The following is a 16,277-nucleotide window of genomic DNA, read 5'->3' as shown; positions in this document are numbered from 1 at the left end:
TGTTTTCAGTATAATACGAGTGTATCATGACCGATTGGAGTGAGTCACTGTGAAGATACATATGGAAATTCCTTATCCTCAAAGCCCGTCTATCCATGTTGGACAGATTGAATATTCACATATTGAGGTCGGTAAATCACCTCAAATGTTAAAAGGTCGATTACGCTTGTTTCAAGAGTCTTTGTTTTTTGAATACGAAGATAAAGCCTTGGAAGAAGTACCTGCGATCAAAGAATGGACTGATCTTATAGAAGACATTCCTTTCCTTCCACTTCTTTCTGATATTCAAAAGGAACAATTTATTGACTCGACCAATTCCGTACAGGATTTGTCGATATTTTTCTCATTAAAATATTTCTTGCCCATCCTGACATTAGATGCCGATCGCCTAAAAGAGCCACTTTCACTTGCAAAAAATGATGCTGGTCACATCGAATGGCAGGACGAAACGGGACTTAAAGGGTTATTTTCTCAAGCAAGTAAAGCACAAATTTCTCAAGACACAAAGAACATTCTTCAAATCATCCTTTTCCCGCCATCTATTTCCCGGGAAAAGAGTGAAGCTCTTATACAATCCTTGACGAAGATGTTTATACAAATACATGGTAGAGAAAGCAAATATGAACTCATTGAAAAAGCACTGTAGCCTGACAGTGCTTTTTTCACATTATACTGACATAATAAAAAACGCAACACTTCGTTTATCTAAGAAACGAAATACTGCGTTATAAACAAAATTATGTATTGGAGCGGGTGATGAGAATCGAACTCACGACATCAGCTTGGAAGGCTGAGGTTTTACCACTAAACTACACCCGCATCAATCTTTTAAAAGCAACATCATTGCTTTGACTTTTATTATGTTACAACTTTCTTAACAATTCGTCAAGAGAATATGAAGATTTTTCGTCAAAAAACTTCATATTCTCCATATATATTAAGATAGTTATTTATCTAGCTGGATATAAAACAAGTATGCATGTGACATATTCTTCAACGCTTTCTCTGGGTTCTTCTCGATGGCCTCAAGCATTGGTAAATTCCCATCTTTCCCCATTGCAGCTGTATACGCAATTAGTGCTTTTTCTCCTGAAGCCACTTTGACAGATTCAGATTGTGCAGAAAAAACATAATCATCTACTTTGAATGGAAAGCTTGAAGTCGCTTTTGTCATTCCATCATTCTTCTTGTCTGACCAAATACTAAATTGTGATTCGTATATATCTTTCTGATGATTCAGTTGTAAGAGCACATTCATCGTTTGATCGGTTCCATCCTGATGTAAAACAAAGGTGGCAGATGATGCTTCCTTATCAACTAATCGACCATTTTTATAATGACTCCCAATAAAAGTGATACTCTTATTCTTCTTCGTTAATCCCTTTAGGGTAAGAGCCACCATTTCATTAGTGGTTGTGGCATCTAGTAAGCTTTCTTCTTTCTTTGTCAGTTTCATTTTTTCGATTGTTACTTGATCCTTATATATGGGTTCTGTTTCTTTTTTAGATACTGTCTTCACTGTCGTTGTTGTTTCTTCGGCCTTCTCACCGCATCCTGCTAATAGAAAAACAGTGAACAAAAGTATGCTCCATTTTTTAATCATTGATATCCCCTTTGATATTTTTTATTCTTTATTATACTAAAATTTGGTTGAGCATACAAAAAAAGATTGGGAGGATTCTCCTAATCTGAGACTGTTGACAAAGGGCTAAAATGACCTTTATTTTAGCCCTTTGTCTTCTTTTCAGCGTGATAGAAAACCTTTGCAGTCTAGGAAGGACGAGTACTGGAGCGGAGCGAATTTGACATTCGTGAGCACCGGCACGCAGGACTGACACCGAATGCGAGGGTTTGTCTACACGCTGAGATTAGGAGGATTCTCCTAATCTTTCGCTTTTTTCTGTTTCATTGCCGACAGCAATGCCACAATGAGAAAACTCGCCGCAAAAATGACAATCATATAAATAAAAAAGTTTGGCTTGATCTGAAAAGTAAACGCTGACGAACCTTCCATCTCAAAAGCGAGACTGTTAAATAATAATGCATCATTTGTTTTTGATTGAAATAAATGATAGAACAGTACACCAATTGTCAGCATCGGAAAGCCTAAGAATCCTAGGAAACCACCAACAATAGCACCTTGTTTCATTGCCTGAACGTTCATGATCGTTGTCCTCCCATTCCACGAAGCAATAACTGCTTCATAATGGACTTACCATCCCCCATAAACGGAAGAAGGTAGAGTAATTGAATAAAATACGTAATTGAAAAAATGAAGAAACCTGTCGAGATCGGGTTCTCTTCCAGACATAACACGGTCACAATGATGCCAGCTGCCCCGATCACACCTGGTGCGAGCGGTCCAAGCAGCGTAATCCATACCTGCTTTTTCTGAAACGGATCTAATACAGGTCTCACAAATTTCACAGACATCATATCACTCGCAAAAAAACCTTGGGGACCATCCCGTCCCGCAAACTTCCGATGTGCATAGCCATGTGCTGCCTCATGCAAGGCGGTCCCGGTAATTAATCCGAAATAAATAATAGAAAAATAAATCGCAATGGCTGCAATCGATGGATCAGGGATGAATAAAAAGGCGATGCCTGCCATGACCATGAAAAGCACCCAGAAAAAGATGATTTTACGCATCACCATGAGCAAGGCCGTCCCAAATATTTGAAGGAATGAGTGTCCTGTGCAATCAAACCGTTCCTTCATCTTTACTTGATACTGCTTAAAAAATTGACAGCAGGCTGTGACAATCCGATATGGTGATTGATAATGAATAGACAGCAAATGATGCTGATTCAGCCCCATCATCAATTGATAAAAATCACGAGCAATCACAGACTCATCGACCTGAAACAAATCGGCGAGCTCTGCCGTAATACTCGCTTCTGTCCTCTTGCCGTCAACTTTCGTTAACATATGATATGCACTTTCATTAATCGGGAGTGTGCTTCCATACTGCGTATCAGTCAAATGTCTCTTTTGTAAGGTCACATACGGTCCAAGAGCCGGTACCCGCTCAATCTTTAGCTTACTGTTAAGAAGTTGAATCATGTGAATACCTCCATGAAAAACCTTTGTATATGGCAAAGATGAGCAGACCTTCAAATCCTGCCAGAAGCAGCCACTGAAGCGTTTGACTCGACTCCCCTATGACATAATTTCCAATAAAAACAATGGGAATCATGATTAAAATAAGCGCTCCAAATGAAAAAATGCCGGTGTATGGATTATTTCGATCAAGGGGCAGTAAAATACCCACCACATAAAAGAGAGCCGTTGCATTACAGAGGACAGCAGCCCCAATCAAAAGGATCGAGATCTGATCAGGAAACGTCAATGTTGTAAGCATGAATAAAGCAATTTGCATCACACCAACGAACAGAAGTCCAATAAACTTATACAGAGCCACTTCCCACGACCTTAGGCCAAATGTTTTATACATCCCTAGCATACGTTTATCATTGCCAAATGAATTAAAGGCTGTTAATCCAGCTAGAGCACATAGAACAAAAAACGCTTCTCCTTCAAAGCGGAAGGCAAACTGATAACGGACGAATAAGATCACAATAAGAAGAATGAGAAAGTTTAAAATGTTTTCTTCATTTCTCACCTGTGATTTGATTTCCTTTACAATGAGTGACCACTTTTTTGAAGAAGAGAATGGCAGTTTGTTTAAAAAAATTAACGCTTTTTTCTCAGCCATAATCGGCATAAGAGCAAGAGAAAGAAATGCGCCGCCCGCAGATAAGAGGATGAACAGGATTAAGATCGCATAATTTACCCCTGCAGGAGACATCCCTTGTGCCGCAAGGAAAAACGGTGCTGTCAAATACATTAAATGATAATCAAACTGTACATATGATTGCTGAATTTTACTGATGTCAAAATGCGTCAACCCATATGCCACAACCAGTGCCAATAAAACAAATATCGCTGCAAATTTTTGCAACGGCAATTTTAATTTCAGAACGAGCAAATAGGTGATGTTGTAAATGAACTGCAGCAGCATTAGGACAAACAGCGATTGCAAAAGCACCATCAAAAAGAAAGTGAGGATAAAGAAAATACCGATTCCTTGGGCAATAAAATTAGGTAAAAGCAAGATGCCGATAAAAAATAAAACAAGCCCTGCCACCACTGTCACCATCGGAATGAAGTATCCAAGACTTTTCTGAAAGGTAGAGAGCGGGAACCAGCTGAGCTGCATAGAAAACCGGTCTTGTTCAGGCGTTCTGACCTTGATCAGAACAAATAACAAGCTTGTAAAAATAGATGCATTGATCGCCATCGACACAACCAATAATCCAAGTGAACGTTCATCTCCATTTAAGAAAGCCTTCATAAAGACACCAGTAAAACTATATCCAATGATGGCCCCCATTGTGACTGCAAACAAAAAGAATAAGACCACAATGATTCGCTTCGTTTGAGTATCAAAGAGCTTATACATCTCCTGCTGCCACATTTTAAGCATCATTTTAGAAATGATTAATGATTTCATCAAAATGTGCACCCCTATCACTTAACATTGAAGCTTTCAGAAACACCTGTTCCAGTGTGCTTGATTGATACTTTTCCTTTAAGGCTGAGACCGTTCCTTCATCCATTTTATTTCCCTTAGAAATAATGGCGATTTTGTGGCACAGCTCTTCCGCTGAAAGCATATCATGCGTTGAAAGCAAGATTGCACCATGGTTCTCGGCATAACGCTTCATCAGTTTCTTTGTGTTTATAACCGCTTCAATATCAAGTCCTCTAAAGGGCTCATCCATGATCACCAATTGACTATCAAGCATAAAGGCGGCAATGAGCTGTGTCTTTTTTTTCATACCATGTGAATAGGTTTCGATCGGTCTTGATAAAGCCGAGTCCATATCAAACAGTTCAATTAGTTGATTTCTTCTATGAATTGTTTTACATTCATACATAGAAGAAACAAAATCTAAATATTCAGCACCAGTCAATGCTTCAGGGAGCAGCAGGTCATCTGGAATATAGGCTACTTGTTTTTTAAAGGATGGGTCATCATTTGTGACGTCCTGCAAGTGAATCGTTCCTTTTGTATGCTTAATGATGCCGAGTATACAGTTAATCATCGTTGTTTTACCAGATCCATTCGGTCCAGCAACAGCAACGATTTGATGAGGGGCAACCTTTAAATGAAAATCATTGACAGCAGTCACATTATTTTTATACGTCTTGGTTAAATTCTCGATCGTAAACATATAACCTCCAAGTGTCTGCATATTCTTTAAAAAACAGATCAGGCTAAACCGCCCGCCACAGACGGTTTAGCCCTGGTGTCATATCTTAGAAGTAAAAAGATGAATTCTAAGTATAGCTACTTACATTCAATTTTGACTTTTAAGCCACTGTCCCACTGAACGGCTCCTGTAAAGCTACCCTTGCCGTTTGCTAAACACCAAACTGCTGCTCCTAGAACAACTGTTGCTCCCAATCCGAGAAGGACTGCAACAAATACTAAGAACCAAGCTTGGTCCATAATAGCAGGTTCCATAGTGGAATAGTCAACTTGCGGCGCTGCATAAGTCATACTTTTCACCTCCCAGCTTATGATGATCGTATCATAGGCGTCACATTCCAAACATCAACAGAAGATCCCATTTTTGACCGAACATACTTTTGGATAAAATGTGACTTTTTATTCAATTATTCACTCTCAACTGCGTATACCCTCTCTTTTCCACTAGATTTTACCACCCCATAAGAACTAACAAACCCACATAATGTCAATAAAACCATATTTTTCCTTCTTTTTTTGAAATAGTTCATTTTCATCATCTTATTTATTTCTTCTTTCTTTTTTGTGAGATAGAAAGAATTCCTCCGATATATCAGATATAAAAGTCCTAATTCCATGTCGTTATGTCACCAATTATGAAATATTTACTGATAATTCCGACAAAAAAGTGAGTATATTTTCCTTCTTCTCTTGACACCGAAAATATGTATATACAAGAAAGCACTTTGGGAAAAAAGCCCTTACCTTCTTTAGCAGGACACAACATATGACTCGCTTTCCTTTCGATGAAAAAAGCACAGCTGCCTAGAAGTGACTGCTGTACTTTCTCTATATTTATGAGGAACTTGCGGCAGAGACTGTATCAGAAAAATAATTGTTCCCATTGATTTCACCAGCTTGGCAATGTATTTTTCCGCATCCGCTCGGATGTCTTCCCAAAAAGACTGATCCGCAATAATAATTGAAATTGTCAATGAAATCTCGATCCCTGTTGTCATCAGACATATACACAGTAAGGCCCTTAACCCCAAAAGTTATTTTGACCTTATATGCTTTTCATCAATTCGATCGTAAATCGCTTCTATTCGTTCTTGATTGCTGTAAATCTCATATTTGTTCCGCTCAATCAAAATGTCTAGTGTGAGATCCATATGATTTCTGTATTTTTTCGTTTTTTCTCTTTTTCTCCATGTTCCTCTTCCCTTCTGATGAAAATAAAAAAAGGCCCTTCACTCATGCTTGAGTGATAGAGCCTTCTCAGCCATTCTTGGTGATGTTTTCAGTATGCTTATATTAATGCATACTATTCCTACCCGTAAACTATATTTATTGTTTTTTCAGATTTATCTAAAAAATGGTTGACCAAGCATGAAACAAGATTTATAGTCTTATTAAATATTTCTTATCAAAGTAGTTGGTTTTATCTAACAAAAGGAGGATACACACATGTCAGAAGAACTTCAATTTCGTTTAGAAACAAAAGCCATTCACGCAGGTCAGGAACTTGATTCAGCGACCTATTCAAGAGCCGTACCTATTTATCAAACAAGCTCTTTCGGTTTTAGAGATAGTGAGCATGCGGCGAATTTATTTGGACTGCAGGAACCTGGAAATATTTATTCACGTATTATGAACCCTACAAACGACGTATTTGAAAAAAGGATCGCTGAGCTTGAAGGTGGAATTGGTGCACTTGCTGTCTCTTCTGGACAAGCAGCCACTACGTACTCTATTTTAAACATTGCAGGAGCCGGGGACGAAATTGTATCCTCCAGCAGTCTTTATGGAGGCACCTACAATCTGTTTGCTCATACACTAAAAAAGCTCGGGATTACAGTGAAATTTGTTGATTCATCCAATCTTGAAGAACTTGAAGCAGCGATTACGGATAAAACAAAAGCAGTGTATGCAGAGAGCATCGGGAATCCAAAAGGCGACATTTTACATATTGAAGCCGTCTCAGCCATTGCACACAAACACCATATTCCGCTTATTGTGGACAATACGCTCGCCAGCCCCTATTTATTAAGACCTATCGAGTTTGGCGCAGACATTGTCGTCCACTCAGCTACGAAATTCATTGGCGGACATGGCACATCAATTGGCGGTGTCATCGTCGATAGCGGCGGGTTTCCTTGGGCTGACAGTGATAAGTTCAAAGGGCTGACTGAACCAGATCCAAGTTATCATGGCCTCACGTATACTGAAGCGATTGGAGAAGCGGCCTATATCACAAAAGCACGTGTACAGCTCTTACGTGATTTAGGGGCAGCACTGTCACCTTTTAACTCATTTTTGCTTCTTCAAGGCTTAGAAACATTGCATTTACGTCTCGAGCGACATAGTGAAAATGCGTTAAAAACAGCGCAATTTTTACAGGATCACCCTCTTGTAGAGTGGGTAAGCTACCCAGGTCTTGAAGGCCATGAATCCTATGAGCTGGCTCAAACCTATTTACCAAAAGGACAAGGTGCAATCCTCACATTCGGTATTAAAGGTGGACGAGAAGCAGGTAAAAAGCTCATTGATTCCGTGCAGCTTTTCTCACACCTTGCAAACGTGGGCGACTCTAAATCACTGATCATTCATCCTGCCAGTACGACACATCAACAATTAAGTGAAGATGAGCAAAAGGCGACAGGCGTCACACCAGAACTCATTCGTTTATCTGTTGGAACAGAAGCGATTGAAGACATCCTTGCAGATCTTGAGCAGGCGATTGCAAAAAGCCAGTCTTAAAGAAACAGAAAAAAGCACACGGCTGTGTGCTCAGGCTGTCGAGAAAATCTCGACAGTTTTTTTGAAGGTCTAGATACACCGTATATTGAATGTAACGAAAGCAAAAAACACCATATATCGTTTCGTGAACAGTTGAAAAGACAAAAATGAGGGCTTTGTTGACACCTTGTCTTGAAAACCCCCACTTTCTCTTTAATCTGAGCACACGGCTGTGTGCTTTTTTATTGTTTATTATTGGTTGAGTAATCGAATATCTTGGAAAGGATAAAATACAAATGATGTTGTCCCTTGAATATCACTCTTTGTAAAAAGACCTAAGCCGTTGCGGCTGTCCATTGATTTCTGGCGATTGTCGCCCATGACAAAGTACTTTCCTTTAGGGACTGTAAGAGGACCAAAATCAGGCGTCAGCAAGGTGCCATCTGCGGCTGCTTTCTTTTTGTTTGACGCTAAATAAGGCTCCGGCACTTTTTGACCATTCACATATAGCTGGTCATTTTTCATTTCAATTTTATCACCTGGTAAGCCAATCAATCGTTTCACGTAATGAGTGCTGCGGTCTTCCCCATCAAGTACAATGATCTGTCCTCGTTTATAATCACCGAAATAATCGACGGTTTTATTCACAAAGACCCGCTCTGTATTATGCAATGTCGGGTCCATAGAAGACCCTTTGACAATGTACGGTGCGAATAAAAAATTACGAATGATAAAAACAGCAATGAATGCGATTAAGATGGCTTTGATCCAGCCCCATAACTCTGATTTCTTTTTTTGTGTTTTTGTATTTGTTGTCATAAGCTCCTCCTGAAATCCTCTAGGACGAAATGAGTTTTCACCAGCTTCCAGCTGACGTCACGCTTGTTTCCCCCTAAATATAAACATATTTTGCCAACAAATCAAGCTGTAAGAGAGAAAAAGGCAAGCACCTTTCTGTGCTTGCCCAAAACTCAGTTACTTAGCAGAAGAATCCGCTTCTTGCTCTTTGTTTGTTTTACCATAGAAATAATCAGATGGATTCACTGGTTTAAAATCAGATAGCTTATGGAATCGAAGAAGATCCCTGTAGAGCACTTTATCTGAAAGACTTAACTGATTATCCACACGGGCTTTGATCGCCTCTGTCTTTTTATTTTGCTTCATCACTTTACCCGTTTTCGTGTCGTAGACAGTGTTATCTACAAGTGTGTATTTTGGTGTCACATAGTTTCCGTTACGGAATGCAACTGTTTGATCATGTTTTTTAGAAAATAGATCTGTCCCAAAATTCACGTACTCGTTTGAATCGATACCTTGTAAGTGGAGAAGTGTTGGCATCACGTCAACCTCACCACCATACGTATGATTCACGCCGCCATCTTTACCAGGGATACGAATCATCAGTGGTACACGCTGATTTTGTGCATTTTGATACGGTGTAATTTCTTTTCCTTGGATTTCACTCATGGCACGGTTATGGTTTTCAGAAATACCGTTATGGTCCCCATATAATAAAATAACTGAGTCTTTATACAGACCTGATTTTTTCAAATCCTTAAAGAATTGTTCTAATGACTCATCTAAATATCTTGCTGTCTGGAAGTAATTATCCACTGTTTTATCGCCAGTTGTTGCTTTTGGAATAGTGGCATCTTTCTCATCTAAATTAAATGGATAGTGATTTGTCAGTGTCATTAAGTGTGCATAAAATGGTTTTTTCAATGATTCTAACATTGGGATTGATTCTTTAAAGAACGGCTTATCCTTCAGACCCATATTCACAAGGTTTTCTTCATCCATGTTGTAATATGAAGCATCGAAGAATTGATCAATTCCCATATGCTTATAAATCGTGTCACGGTTCCAGAAAGACTTATAGTCCCCGTGAAGCACTGCACTTGTATAGCCTGCTTTTTGATCTAGGATCGCAGGAAGCGACTGGTAGGTATTTTCTCCCTTTGTCACAAACGCTGCACCCTCTGGCAAGCCAAACATACTATTATCCATCATCAGCTCAGCATCCGCTGTTTTTCCTTGACCTGTCTGATGGAAGAAGTTATCGAAATACGTAAAATCATCTTTTCCATGAGCCAGTTTGTTTAAAAACGGCGTTACTTCTTCTCCATTTAGTTTGTAATCAATTAAGAACGACTGGAAACTCTCTAAATGGATTTTAATGATGTTTTTACCTTTCGCTTTACCAAAATACTCTGCATTTGGCTTCGCATAGTGAGAAGCCGTATAGTTCACGACATCAGTTAAATCTTCACTGCTCGCATTTGCGACCTGCGTTGCGTTTTGCGCTGATTGTACCCCGTCATAAATCGTATAATTATAAACACCTAAATATTTGACAACATACTTATGATCAAATGTTCTCGTTAATAATTCCGGACGATCCTTTTCAGCTAAATGCAGATTGACAAAGAACAACCCAACACCTGCAGCCACAATAAGCAGTGCAAACGTCTTTTTCATTTGGAATTTCTTCACTTCCGGTCTCCAAATCACAATGGCAATCAAGATGATGATATCAAGGAAGTACAAAAGATCATGTGGCTTAATGCTCGATAACACACCGCCAGTCATGCCTCCCCCAAGATTGCTTGCTTGTTTCATTGTTGAGAAAGTCAAAAAATCATCAAAGAAACGGTAGTACGCTACATTTGCATATAAAAGTGCGGTCATAATAAAATCAATGACAATTAAAACAATGGCAGATTTACGCCCCTTCAAAAAGAGAGCAAGTCCCAAAAACACGATGGCTGAACTAAATGGATTTAATAAGAGAAGACCCTCTTGAAAAGAACCTTTCACTCCTAAATTAAAGTCCATTTTGTAGGCTGTGTAAGATTTTGCCCAGAATAAAAGAACAGCCAAAACAAAAAAGCTATATTTGTTCGCAAATATTTTTTTCATAAAACCTCTTCTTTCTTTTTTTCGATCTGATATAAATGAAATCATAAAAAATTTACATTCATTTTGCAAATGTAAATCTTCTGCACCCAGCATTCCGATGCCCTGTCTCCGCCGGTTACATGTGCTCCTTTAATATAACGGATGAGAAGCATCATAAGTTTCAAAAAAAATACGAGTAAATAAAAGGGAAAATATCCATTTACATTAAATTCACTAACACTTCATGTTTCAGTGGATGATGAAGGTTTTGTAAATCACTTAGTATTACTTTACTTTTTTCATCTAATCGTGTCAAAGTAATTATAAAGAAAAGGAAGAATCACCTAGGCTTTTCGACTCATTTACCCAAATTTATACAAAATTCGAACCCAACTCCTCAATTTGCTCTTTTATTGTGACTCAACTCCAGCAATCCATGTATTTTCACTCCTTCTGTAAGTCTAAAAAACAGTTTTAAGCAAAAAAGGCTTGATTTCCCCTGCTAATGTGCGGTGTGATAAAGATATAGATTTTGATCATATCATTCTTATGGCTGGGGGGGACATCACATGAAGAAAAACAAACAAAGAACGCATTTGAAGAAAGATTTTCAGAAGAACTAGTAGACATGATTGCTGTCACAGGACCTTCTGGAGTAGGCGCAGGAAAAGCAGGAAAAGAATCTCTTTGGACCGCTTCAATTCCACTGATTGCATGGAAGGAAAAAGGCCGCATCACAACCGAAAAAGTGAGACTCTGCTGGTTAACAGATGAAGAGGGGTTACGGGAAAAACAGGCACAATTACATAAAGAATCAATCATTACTCTTCAGGTACGAAAAGGTACAGGTGAATTCATGCTGCAAATCGCCTCAGAAGAAAAATCTCGTTTCATGATCGGTGATAATGGCACCATGTATTTCTATTACGACAAAGAAACGAAAGAATGGTTGATGCACTGGGATTGTTTTTAGATGTCTATTGAATGAAACCTTTCCTCTTTCTAAGCGTAATGAAACATATGAAAGGAGGAGGTCATGTGGGATTCATTTTAGACATCTTTACCCTTGCTCTGTACATCCTTTTTCTACAGGTAGATGAAGAAGAGATCTCAAGGAACGCAGCACATCTGAAAAAATATAGCTGGTTTCAAGCGTTATTAAATGATCAAACTTGCAGAGAGCTCATCATTTATGACCAAGATGTTCGCCGTGTCATTGGTCAATTGAAAACGAATAAACTCCATAAAAAGCGATACAACTTAAGATGCGAACGAAAGGTACAGCAAGCATTACGCCGTGCCATGTAAATATGCAAAAAGAGCCGCTCTTGACTGTGGCTCTTTTCGTATCAATTTAATAGAACCTTTTGAAGAAAACAATTGACGCTTGGACAACTCTCCCCGTATATTATGTATAAATCCATCTTTTTCTTAGAAAAGGGGGCTTCACATGCGCTTGTTTAAGAACTGGCGAAAAAAGCAGCACAAACAGCCGGTCGCTTCAGAAACGCAAGAAGACAGCATTCCAATCAACTTTTCCACACTTCCCTTTGGTACAGACACCGTAGATGATTTTTTGTTCAACTTAGACCTGACCTCCAAACTCACAGATCCCTATAAAGAAACAGATACGAACTAATGAACCTAGATCATGAATGCTCATCCAATACTGGATGATTTTTTTATACTTAATGAAAGGTGTAATCCCATGAAAACCTATTATGTCGTCAGACACTGCCAAGCAGATGGACAATCCAAAGACGCGGCTTTAACAGCGCAGGGCATCGCTCAATCACACACACTTGCCCAATTCTTTTCCAGCATACACCTCAATCAGATCATCTCAAGTCCTTATAAACGAGCGATCCAAACCATTCAGCCTCTTGCCCTTGCAAAACAACTTAAGATGAAAATTGATGAACGTCTCTCTGAACGTGTGTTAAGCTGCAAATCAATGGACGATTGGTATGAAAAGCTAAAGCTCACTTTTACGGATTTAATCATCACATATGAAGGCGGAGAATCCAGCCAGGAAGCCATGAAAAGGATCGTAGAGATTCTATACGAACAAATATATTTAGAAGAAGATCATACTCTCTTCGTCACACACGGCAATATCATGAGCCTGCTCCTCAAACACGCCGATTCGAACATTGGCTTCAATGAGTGGGAGAAGCTCAGCAATCCAGATATCTATGTATTGAAATACTTTAACTCAGATCATTTAGAAATAGAACGAATATGGCATAACATATAAAAAAACGGCAGAATCCATTCTGTCGTTTTCTCATCACAATACACCTATTGGCGATAATAAAAGGCTTCCACTCATTCATATGGTTTTTCAAGTTCCGCACACCATTTCATAAACCCGCTTGTCTCCGTTTGCTGAAATTCAATCCAGTCAGATAAAAGCTGAGCATAGTAGACTGCTTGTTTTTGAAAATAGGTACTGTTCTTTCATCTTGTATCAGCTTGATAATGTCATTGTGACCCGGCTTTAGGGGGCTTTTAATGAAAAAACAGTACGACAATGAAGAATTGCTGACAGGAGGGAATGTCTCAAACGTATATCGTTCGGGAGATACGGTTCGACGGGAATTAAAGTCAGGCAATATTAACATACACAAGTTACTAAAGCATTTGGAAAAAAAGAATTTCAGCTATGCCCCAAAATATTTAGGTGTTGATGAACAAGGTAGAGAGATACTATCATTTATCGAAGGAGAAGCTGGGAATGATCCTTTAAAAGGATACATGTGTTCTAATGATGCTTTAAAAGAAATAGCGAATATGCTAAGACTTTATCATGATGCCGTTCGTGACTTTCCAATTTCAGACGATTGGGAACTTATGGATAATACTCCTAACAAAATAGAGGTTGTGTGCCATAATGACTTTGCAATATACAACATTATTTTCAATCATGAAAAACCAGTTGGAATCATTGATTTTGATGTTGCTAGTCCTGGTCCAAGGCTTTGGGATATAGCATATACACTTTACACTTGTGTTCCTTTAAGTAGATTCTTTCGCACCGAAACAGGTAAGGTAGTTCATTATGATTCATTAGAACATATTGAAGGCACTAGAGCTTGGGGGCAGTGAGGAGCAGCGTGTGATTGTTCAGATTTGTGAAACCTATCTATCCGCTTTGTGGTATTCGTTTCATCATATACATGAAGATCTTTGTTTAAGTACATTTGAGGTGGATCAAGAGCGAATTCAGGGCATTCAAGATGTCATGATCTAGAGATGTATTTTTGCCCATATATAAATACAGTTATACAAAGGATCTACTTGGTGATGAGAATAAGTCGTCCCATCAGACAAATAATCAAATTTTCTATTGAATTTTGTGAAATGTGTTTCTTTTTTCAAGGATATTGAAGAACGAACATTACCCACTAACTATAACATTTAAGTTGTTCTTACGATAGCTTTCTCCCCTTCGCAACTTCGATTAGAGGTGATGGGAAAACAAAAAAACGCCTCACCACAATGGAGAAACGTTAGTTTAACGGTATATTAAATTCAATTACCGATTATGAAAATTTTAATAGATACCGGTGGCCGGGGTCGAACCGGCACTCCGTGAGGAACACGATTTTGAGTCGTGCGCGTCTGCCAATTCCGCCACACCGGCATGATCATTAAAGAGCGCAACTTATGATAAAAATCAATGGTGCCGAGGGCCGGACTTGAACCGGCACGGTAGTCACCTACCGCAGGATTTTAAGTCCTGTGTGTCTGCCAATTCCACCACCCCGGCAGTCTTTTCAAAAAAGGCGACACCCGGATTTGAACCGGGGATAAAGGTTTTGCAGACCTCTGCCTTACCACTTGGCTATGCCGCCATGATTGGAGCGGAAGACGGGATTCGAACCCGCGACCCCCACCTTGGCAAGGTGGTGTTCTACCACTGAACTACTTCCGCATATCAACTGGGCTAGCTGGATTCGAACCAACGCATGACGGAGTCAAAGTCCGTTGCCTTACCGCTTGGCTATAGCCCAATAATAAAATGGGGCGATTGATGGGAATCGAACCCACGAGTGCCAGAGCCACAATCTGGTGCGTTAACCACTTCGCCACAACCGCCATAGATGTTATGAATCATATAATTGGCAGGGGCAGTAGGAATCGAACCCACACCGGAGGTTTTGGAGACCTCTGTTCTACCTTTAAACTATGCCCCTATGAAAGTAAAAATGGTGGAGGGGGGCGGATTCGAACCGCCGAACCCGGAGGGAGCGGATTTACAGTCCGCCGCGTTTAGCCACTTCGCTACCCCTCCACATATGGAAATAATAAAGAAAAACAGTGCCGGCAAGAGGACTTGAACCCCCAACCTACTGATTACAAGTCAGTTGCTCTACCAATTGAGCTACACCGGCAAATAGTGGTGGCTCGGGACGGAATCGAACCGCCGACACACGGATTTTCAGTCCGTTGCTCTACCAACTGAGCTACCGAGCCAAGTATTACTTTTGAAAAATGGCGGTCCGGACGGGACTCGAACCCGCGACCTCCTGCGTGACAGGCAGGCATTCTAACCAACTGAACTACCGGACCATTTTGGTTGCACTCAATGAGTACTCCCTATTGGTATATAAAATAATTTGGTTGCGGGGGCAGGATTTGAACCTGCGACCTTCGGGTTATGAGCCCGACGAGCTACCGAACTGCTCCACCCCGCGACGATATAAAAGATATGGTGGAGGATGACGGGCTCGAACCGCCGACCCTCTGCTTGTAAGGCAGATGCTCTCCCAGCTGAGCTAATCCTCCGAATAAAAATGCTGGTATGTATTCTATAAAAATGGTGACCCGTACGGGATTCGAACCCGTGTTACCGCCGTGAAAGGGCGGTGTCTTAACCGCTTGACCAACGGGCCCTCTATTATATGTATCTTGTGGCGGAGAGCAAGGGATTCGAACCCTTGAGACGGGGTTACCGCCTACACGATTTCCAATCGTGCTCCTTCGGCCACTCGGACAGCTCTCCAAATTGGCTCCGCAGGTAGGATTCGAACCTACGACCGATCGGTTAACAGCCGATAGCTCTACCACTGAGCTACTGCGGAATGAAGAAAGCCTGGCGATGTCCTACTCTCACAGGGGGAAACCCCCAACTACCATCGGCGCTGAAGAGCTTAACTTCCGTGTTCGGTATGGGAACGGGTGTGACCTCTTCGCCATCATCACCAGACAATTTAGTGACAAAAGATATTATACTATGTATTGAAAATAAATCAAGAGATATTTTAAAAATGTTCTCTCAAAACTAGATAACAATGTTCATGCTTCACATTAGAATATAGGTTAAGTCCTCGATCTATTAGTATCTGTCAGCTCCACGTGTCACCACGCTTCCACCTCA

Annotated in this window: 15 protein-coding genes, 17 tRNA genes, 1 rRNA gene and 2 pseudogenes; 8 read left to right on the top strand and 27 right to left on the bottom strand. The window is 40.0% G+C overall.

Annotated elements, in window-relative coordinates; genetic code table 11:
* Window positions 1-49: 49 nt before the first annotated feature.
* Entirely contained in the window at window positions 50-646 is a 597-nt protein-coding gene (locus ACSLGF_RS13450; RefSeq protein WP_456006191.1) for a hypothetical protein, read from the top strand.
* A gap of 99 nt (window positions 647-745) precedes the next feature.
* Here ACSLGF_RS13450 and ACSLGF_RS13445 read toward each other — a convergent pair.
* The 8 genes and pseudogenes from ACSLGF_RS13445 to ACSLGF_RS13410 form a co-directional block, all read right to left on the bottom strand.
* Window positions 746-819 (bottom strand) — tRNA-Gly (locus ACSLGF_RS13445).
* Window positions 820-946: 127 nt separating this feature from the next.
* Window positions 947-1,603: a hypothetical protein gene (locus ACSLGF_RS13440; RefSeq protein ID WP_456006189.1), complete on the bottom strand. Its 657-nt coding sequence runs from the start codon at window positions 1,601-1,603 to the stop codon at window positions 947-949.
* Window positions 1,604-1,882: 279 nt separating this feature from the next.
* Window positions 1,883-2,164, bottom strand: coding sequence for a hypothetical protein (locus tag ACSLGF_RS13435; RefSeq protein WP_099728238.1), 282 nt, complete (start codon window positions 2,162-2,164; stop codon window positions 1,883-1,885).
* Window positions 2,161-3,066: a PqqD family protein gene (locus tag ACSLGF_RS13430; RefSeq protein WP_456006186.1), complete on the bottom strand. Its 906-nt coding sequence runs from the start codon at window positions 3,064-3,066 to the stop codon at window positions 2,161-2,163. Before ACSLGF_RS13430 ends, ACSLGF_RS13435 begins: the two co-directional genes overlap by 4 nt.
* Entirely contained in the window at window positions 3,050-4,516 is a 1,467-nt protein-coding gene (locus tag ACSLGF_RS13425) for a hypothetical protein (RefSeq protein WP_456006183.1), read from the bottom strand. The genes ACSLGF_RS13430 and ACSLGF_RS13425 overlap by 17 nt, the downstream gene beginning before the upstream one ends.
* Window positions 4,494-5,240 (bottom strand): ABC transporter ATP-binding protein, encoded by a 747-nt coding sequence (locus ACSLGF_RS13420; RefSeq protein WP_099728241.1) that lies wholly within the window; start codon window positions 5,238-5,240, stop codon window positions 4,494-4,496. The genes ACSLGF_RS13425 and ACSLGF_RS13420 overlap by 23 nt, the downstream gene beginning before the upstream one ends.
* 116 nt (window positions 5,241-5,356) lie before the next feature.
* Window positions 5,357-5,569, bottom strand: a complete 213-nt coding sequence (locus ACSLGF_RS13415; RefSeq protein WP_456006179.1) for a hypothetical protein — start codon at window positions 5,567-5,569, stop codon at window positions 5,357-5,359.
* Between the two features lie 743 nt (window positions 5,570-6,312).
* Window positions 6,313-6,432, bottom strand: a pseudogene (locus ACSLGF_RS13410) (FbpB family small basic protein); the annotation flags it as partial.
* Between the two features lie 292 nt (window positions 6,433-6,724).
* On the opposite strand from ACSLGF_RS13410, the gene ACSLGF_RS13405 reads away from it, so the two are divergent.
* Complete coding sequence (locus tag ACSLGF_RS13405) at window positions 6,725-8,017, top strand: homocysteine synthase (RefSeq protein ID WP_456006176.1); 1,293 nt, start codon at window positions 6,725-6,727, stop codon at window positions 8,015-8,017.
* Window positions 8,018-8,248: 231 nt separating this feature from the next.
* On the opposite strand, the gene lepB is transcribed toward ACSLGF_RS13405, so the two are convergent.
* Together lepB and ACSLGF_RS13395 are read right to left on the bottom strand one after the other, a co-directional pair.
* A complete protein-coding gene (gene lepB, locus ACSLGF_RS13400) occupies window positions 8,249-8,815 on the bottom strand; it encodes a signal peptidase I (RefSeq protein ID WP_456006173.1) in 567 nt (188 codons plus the stop codon).
* A 156-nt stretch (window positions 8,816-8,971) separates the two neighbouring features.
* Window positions 8,972-10,915: an LTA synthase family protein gene (locus ACSLGF_RS13395; RefSeq protein ID WP_456006170.1), complete on the bottom strand. Its 1,944-nt coding sequence runs from the start codon at window positions 10,913-10,915 to the stop codon at window positions 8,972-8,974.
* Window positions 10,916-11,426: 511 nt separating this feature from the next.
* Here ACSLGF_RS13395 and ACSLGF_RS13390 point away from each other — a divergent pair.
* The 6 genes and pseudogenes from ACSLGF_RS13390 to ACSLGF_RS13365 all read left to right on the top strand — a co-directional run bounded on the left by ACSLGF_RS13390 (window position 11,427) and on the right by ACSLGF_RS13365 (window position 14,147).
* Entirely contained in the window at window positions 11,427-11,867 is a 441-nt protein-coding gene (locus ACSLGF_RS13390) for a DUF7021 domain-containing protein (protein ID WP_456006167.1), read from the top strand.
* A 65-nt stretch (window positions 11,868-11,932) separates the two neighbouring features.
* Window positions 11,933-12,202: a hypothetical protein gene (locus tag ACSLGF_RS13385; RefSeq protein ID WP_456006165.1), complete on the top strand. Its 270-nt coding sequence runs from the start codon at window positions 11,933-11,935 to the stop codon at window positions 12,200-12,202.
* A gap of 142 nt (window positions 12,203-12,344) precedes the next feature.
* Window positions 12,345-12,533: a hypothetical protein gene (locus ACSLGF_RS13380; protein ID WP_456006162.1), complete on the top strand. Its 189-nt coding sequence runs from the start codon at window positions 12,345-12,347 to the stop codon at window positions 12,531-12,533.
* A gap of 69 nt (window positions 12,534-12,602) precedes the next feature.
* On the top strand, window positions 12,603-13,151 hold the full coding sequence (locus tag ACSLGF_RS13375) for a histidine phosphatase family protein (protein WP_456006160.1): 549 nt from the start codon (window positions 12,603-12,605) through the stop codon (window positions 13,149-13,151).
* A gap of 257 nt (window positions 13,152-13,408) precedes the next feature.
* A pseudogene (locus tag ACSLGF_RS13370) lies at window positions 13,409-13,978 on the top strand (aminoglycoside phosphotransferase family protein); the annotation flags it as partial.
* A 34-nt stretch (window positions 13,979-14,012) separates the two neighbouring features.
* Window positions 14,013-14,147 (top strand): hypothetical protein, encoded by a 135-nt coding sequence (locus ACSLGF_RS13365; protein WP_456006157.1) that lies wholly within the window; start codon window positions 14,013-14,015, stop codon window positions 14,145-14,147.
* Window positions 14,148-14,458: 311 nt separating this feature from the next.
* Here the strand turns inward: ACSLGF_RS13365 and ACSLGF_RS13360 are convergent.
* From ACSLGF_RS13360 to rrf, 17 genes are all read right to left on the bottom strand, one after another.
* Window positions 14,459-14,540 (bottom strand) — tRNA-Leu (locus ACSLGF_RS13360).
* A gap of 37 nt (window positions 14,541-14,577) precedes the next feature.
* Window positions 14,578-14,666: transfer RNA gene (locus tag ACSLGF_RS13355), tRNA-Leu, on the bottom strand.
* A gap of 14 nt (window positions 14,667-14,680) precedes the next feature.
* Window positions 14,681-14,751 (bottom strand) — tRNA-Cys (locus ACSLGF_RS13350).
* Window positions 14,752-14,756: 5 nt separating this feature from the next.
* Window positions 14,757-14,831 (bottom strand) — tRNA-Gly (locus ACSLGF_RS13345).
* 7 nt (window positions 14,832-14,838) lie between these two features.
* Window positions 14,839-14,910, bottom strand: a tRNA-Gln gene (locus ACSLGF_RS13340).
* A gap of 9 nt (window positions 14,911-14,919) precedes the next feature.
* Window positions 14,920-14,995: transfer RNA gene (locus ACSLGF_RS13335), tRNA-His, on the bottom strand.
* A gap of 24 nt (window positions 14,996-15,019) precedes the next feature.
* Window positions 15,020-15,093, bottom strand: a tRNA-Trp gene (locus tag ACSLGF_RS13330).
* A gap of 13 nt (window positions 15,094-15,106) precedes the next feature.
* Window positions 15,107-15,191: transfer RNA gene (locus ACSLGF_RS13325), tRNA-Tyr, on the bottom strand.
* A gap of 27 nt (window positions 15,192-15,218) precedes the next feature.
* Window positions 15,219-15,291 (bottom strand) — tRNA-Thr (locus ACSLGF_RS13320).
* A 6-nt stretch (window positions 15,292-15,297) separates the two neighbouring features.
* A tRNA-Phe gene (locus ACSLGF_RS13315) sits at window positions 15,298-15,373 on the bottom strand.
* Between the two features lie 19 nt (window positions 15,374-15,392).
* Window positions 15,393-15,469 (bottom strand) — tRNA-Asp (locus ACSLGF_RS13310).
* Between the two features lie 48 nt (window positions 15,470-15,517).
* Window positions 15,518-15,594: transfer RNA gene (locus ACSLGF_RS13305), tRNA-Met, on the bottom strand.
* 15 nt (window positions 15,595-15,609) lie between these two features.
* Window positions 15,610-15,685 (bottom strand) — tRNA-Val (locus ACSLGF_RS13300).
* Window positions 15,686-15,717: 32 nt separating this feature from the next.
* A tRNA-Glu gene (locus ACSLGF_RS13295) sits at window positions 15,718-15,792 on the bottom strand.
* A 19-nt stretch (window positions 15,793-15,811) separates the two neighbouring features.
* Window positions 15,812-15,902: transfer RNA gene (locus tag ACSLGF_RS13290), tRNA-Ser, on the bottom strand.
* 4 nt (window positions 15,903-15,906) lie between these two features.
* Window positions 15,907-15,981: transfer RNA gene (locus tag ACSLGF_RS13285), tRNA-Asn, on the bottom strand.
* Between the two features lie 9 nt (window positions 15,982-15,990).
* Window positions 15,991-16,106: ribosomal RNA gene (rrf, locus tag ACSLGF_RS13280) — 5S ribosomal RNA — on the bottom strand.
* Window positions 16,107-16,277 lie beyond the last annotated feature (171 nt).

The organism is Bacillus sp. A015, assembly GCF_053851875.1.
The sequence above is the reverse complement of the archived record's forward strand: the minus strand, read 5'-3'. Positions and strand labels throughout refer to the sequence as shown.

What these genes read in the sequence shown, in the direction of transcription:
- ACSLGF_RS13440 (WP_456006189.1), bottom strand. Translation starts at nt 1,603, where the DNA reads ATGATTAAAAAATGGAGCATACTTTTGTTCACTGTTTTTCTATTAGCA.
- ACSLGF_RS13435 (WP_099728238.1), bottom strand. Translation starts at nt 2,164, where the DNA reads ATGAACGTTCAGGCAATGAAACAAGGTGCTATTGTTGGTGGTTTCCTA.
- ACSLGF_RS13430 (WP_456006186.1), bottom strand. Translation starts at nt 3,066, where the DNA reads ATGATTCAACTTCTTAACAGTAAGCTAAAGATTGAGCGGGTACCGGCT.
- ACSLGF_RS13425 (WP_456006183.1), bottom strand. Translation starts at nt 4,516, where the DNA reads ATGAAATCATTAATCATTTCTAAAATGATGCTTAAAATGTGGCAGCAG.
- ACSLGF_RS13420 (WP_099728241.1), bottom strand. Translation starts at nt 5,240, where the DNA reads ATGTTTACGATCGAGAATTTAACCAAGACGTATAAAAATAATGTGACT.
- ACSLGF_RS13415 (WP_456006179.1), bottom strand. Translation starts at nt 5,569, where the DNA reads ATGACTTATGCAGCGCCGCAAGTTGACTATTCCACTATGGAACCTGCT.
- ACSLGF_RS13405 (WP_456006176.1), top strand. Translation starts at nt 6,725, where the DNA reads ATGTCAGAAGAACTTCAATTTCGTTTAGAAACAAAAGCCATTCACGCA.
- lepB (WP_456006173.1), bottom strand. Translation starts at nt 8,815, where the DNA reads ATGACAACAAATACAAAAACACAAAAAAAGAAATCAGAGTTATGGGGC.
- ACSLGF_RS13395 (WP_456006170.1), bottom strand. Translation starts at nt 10,915, where the DNA reads ATGAAAAAAATATTTGCGAACAAATATAGCTTTTTTGTTTTGGCTGTT.
- ACSLGF_RS13380 (WP_456006162.1), top strand. Translation starts at nt 12,345, where the DNA reads ATGCGCTTGTTTAAGAACTGGCGAAAAAAGCAGCACAAACAGCCGGTC.
- ACSLGF_RS13375 (WP_456006160.1), top strand. Translation starts at nt 12,603, where the DNA reads ATGAAAACCTATTATGTCGTCAGACACTGCCAAGCAGATGGACAATCC.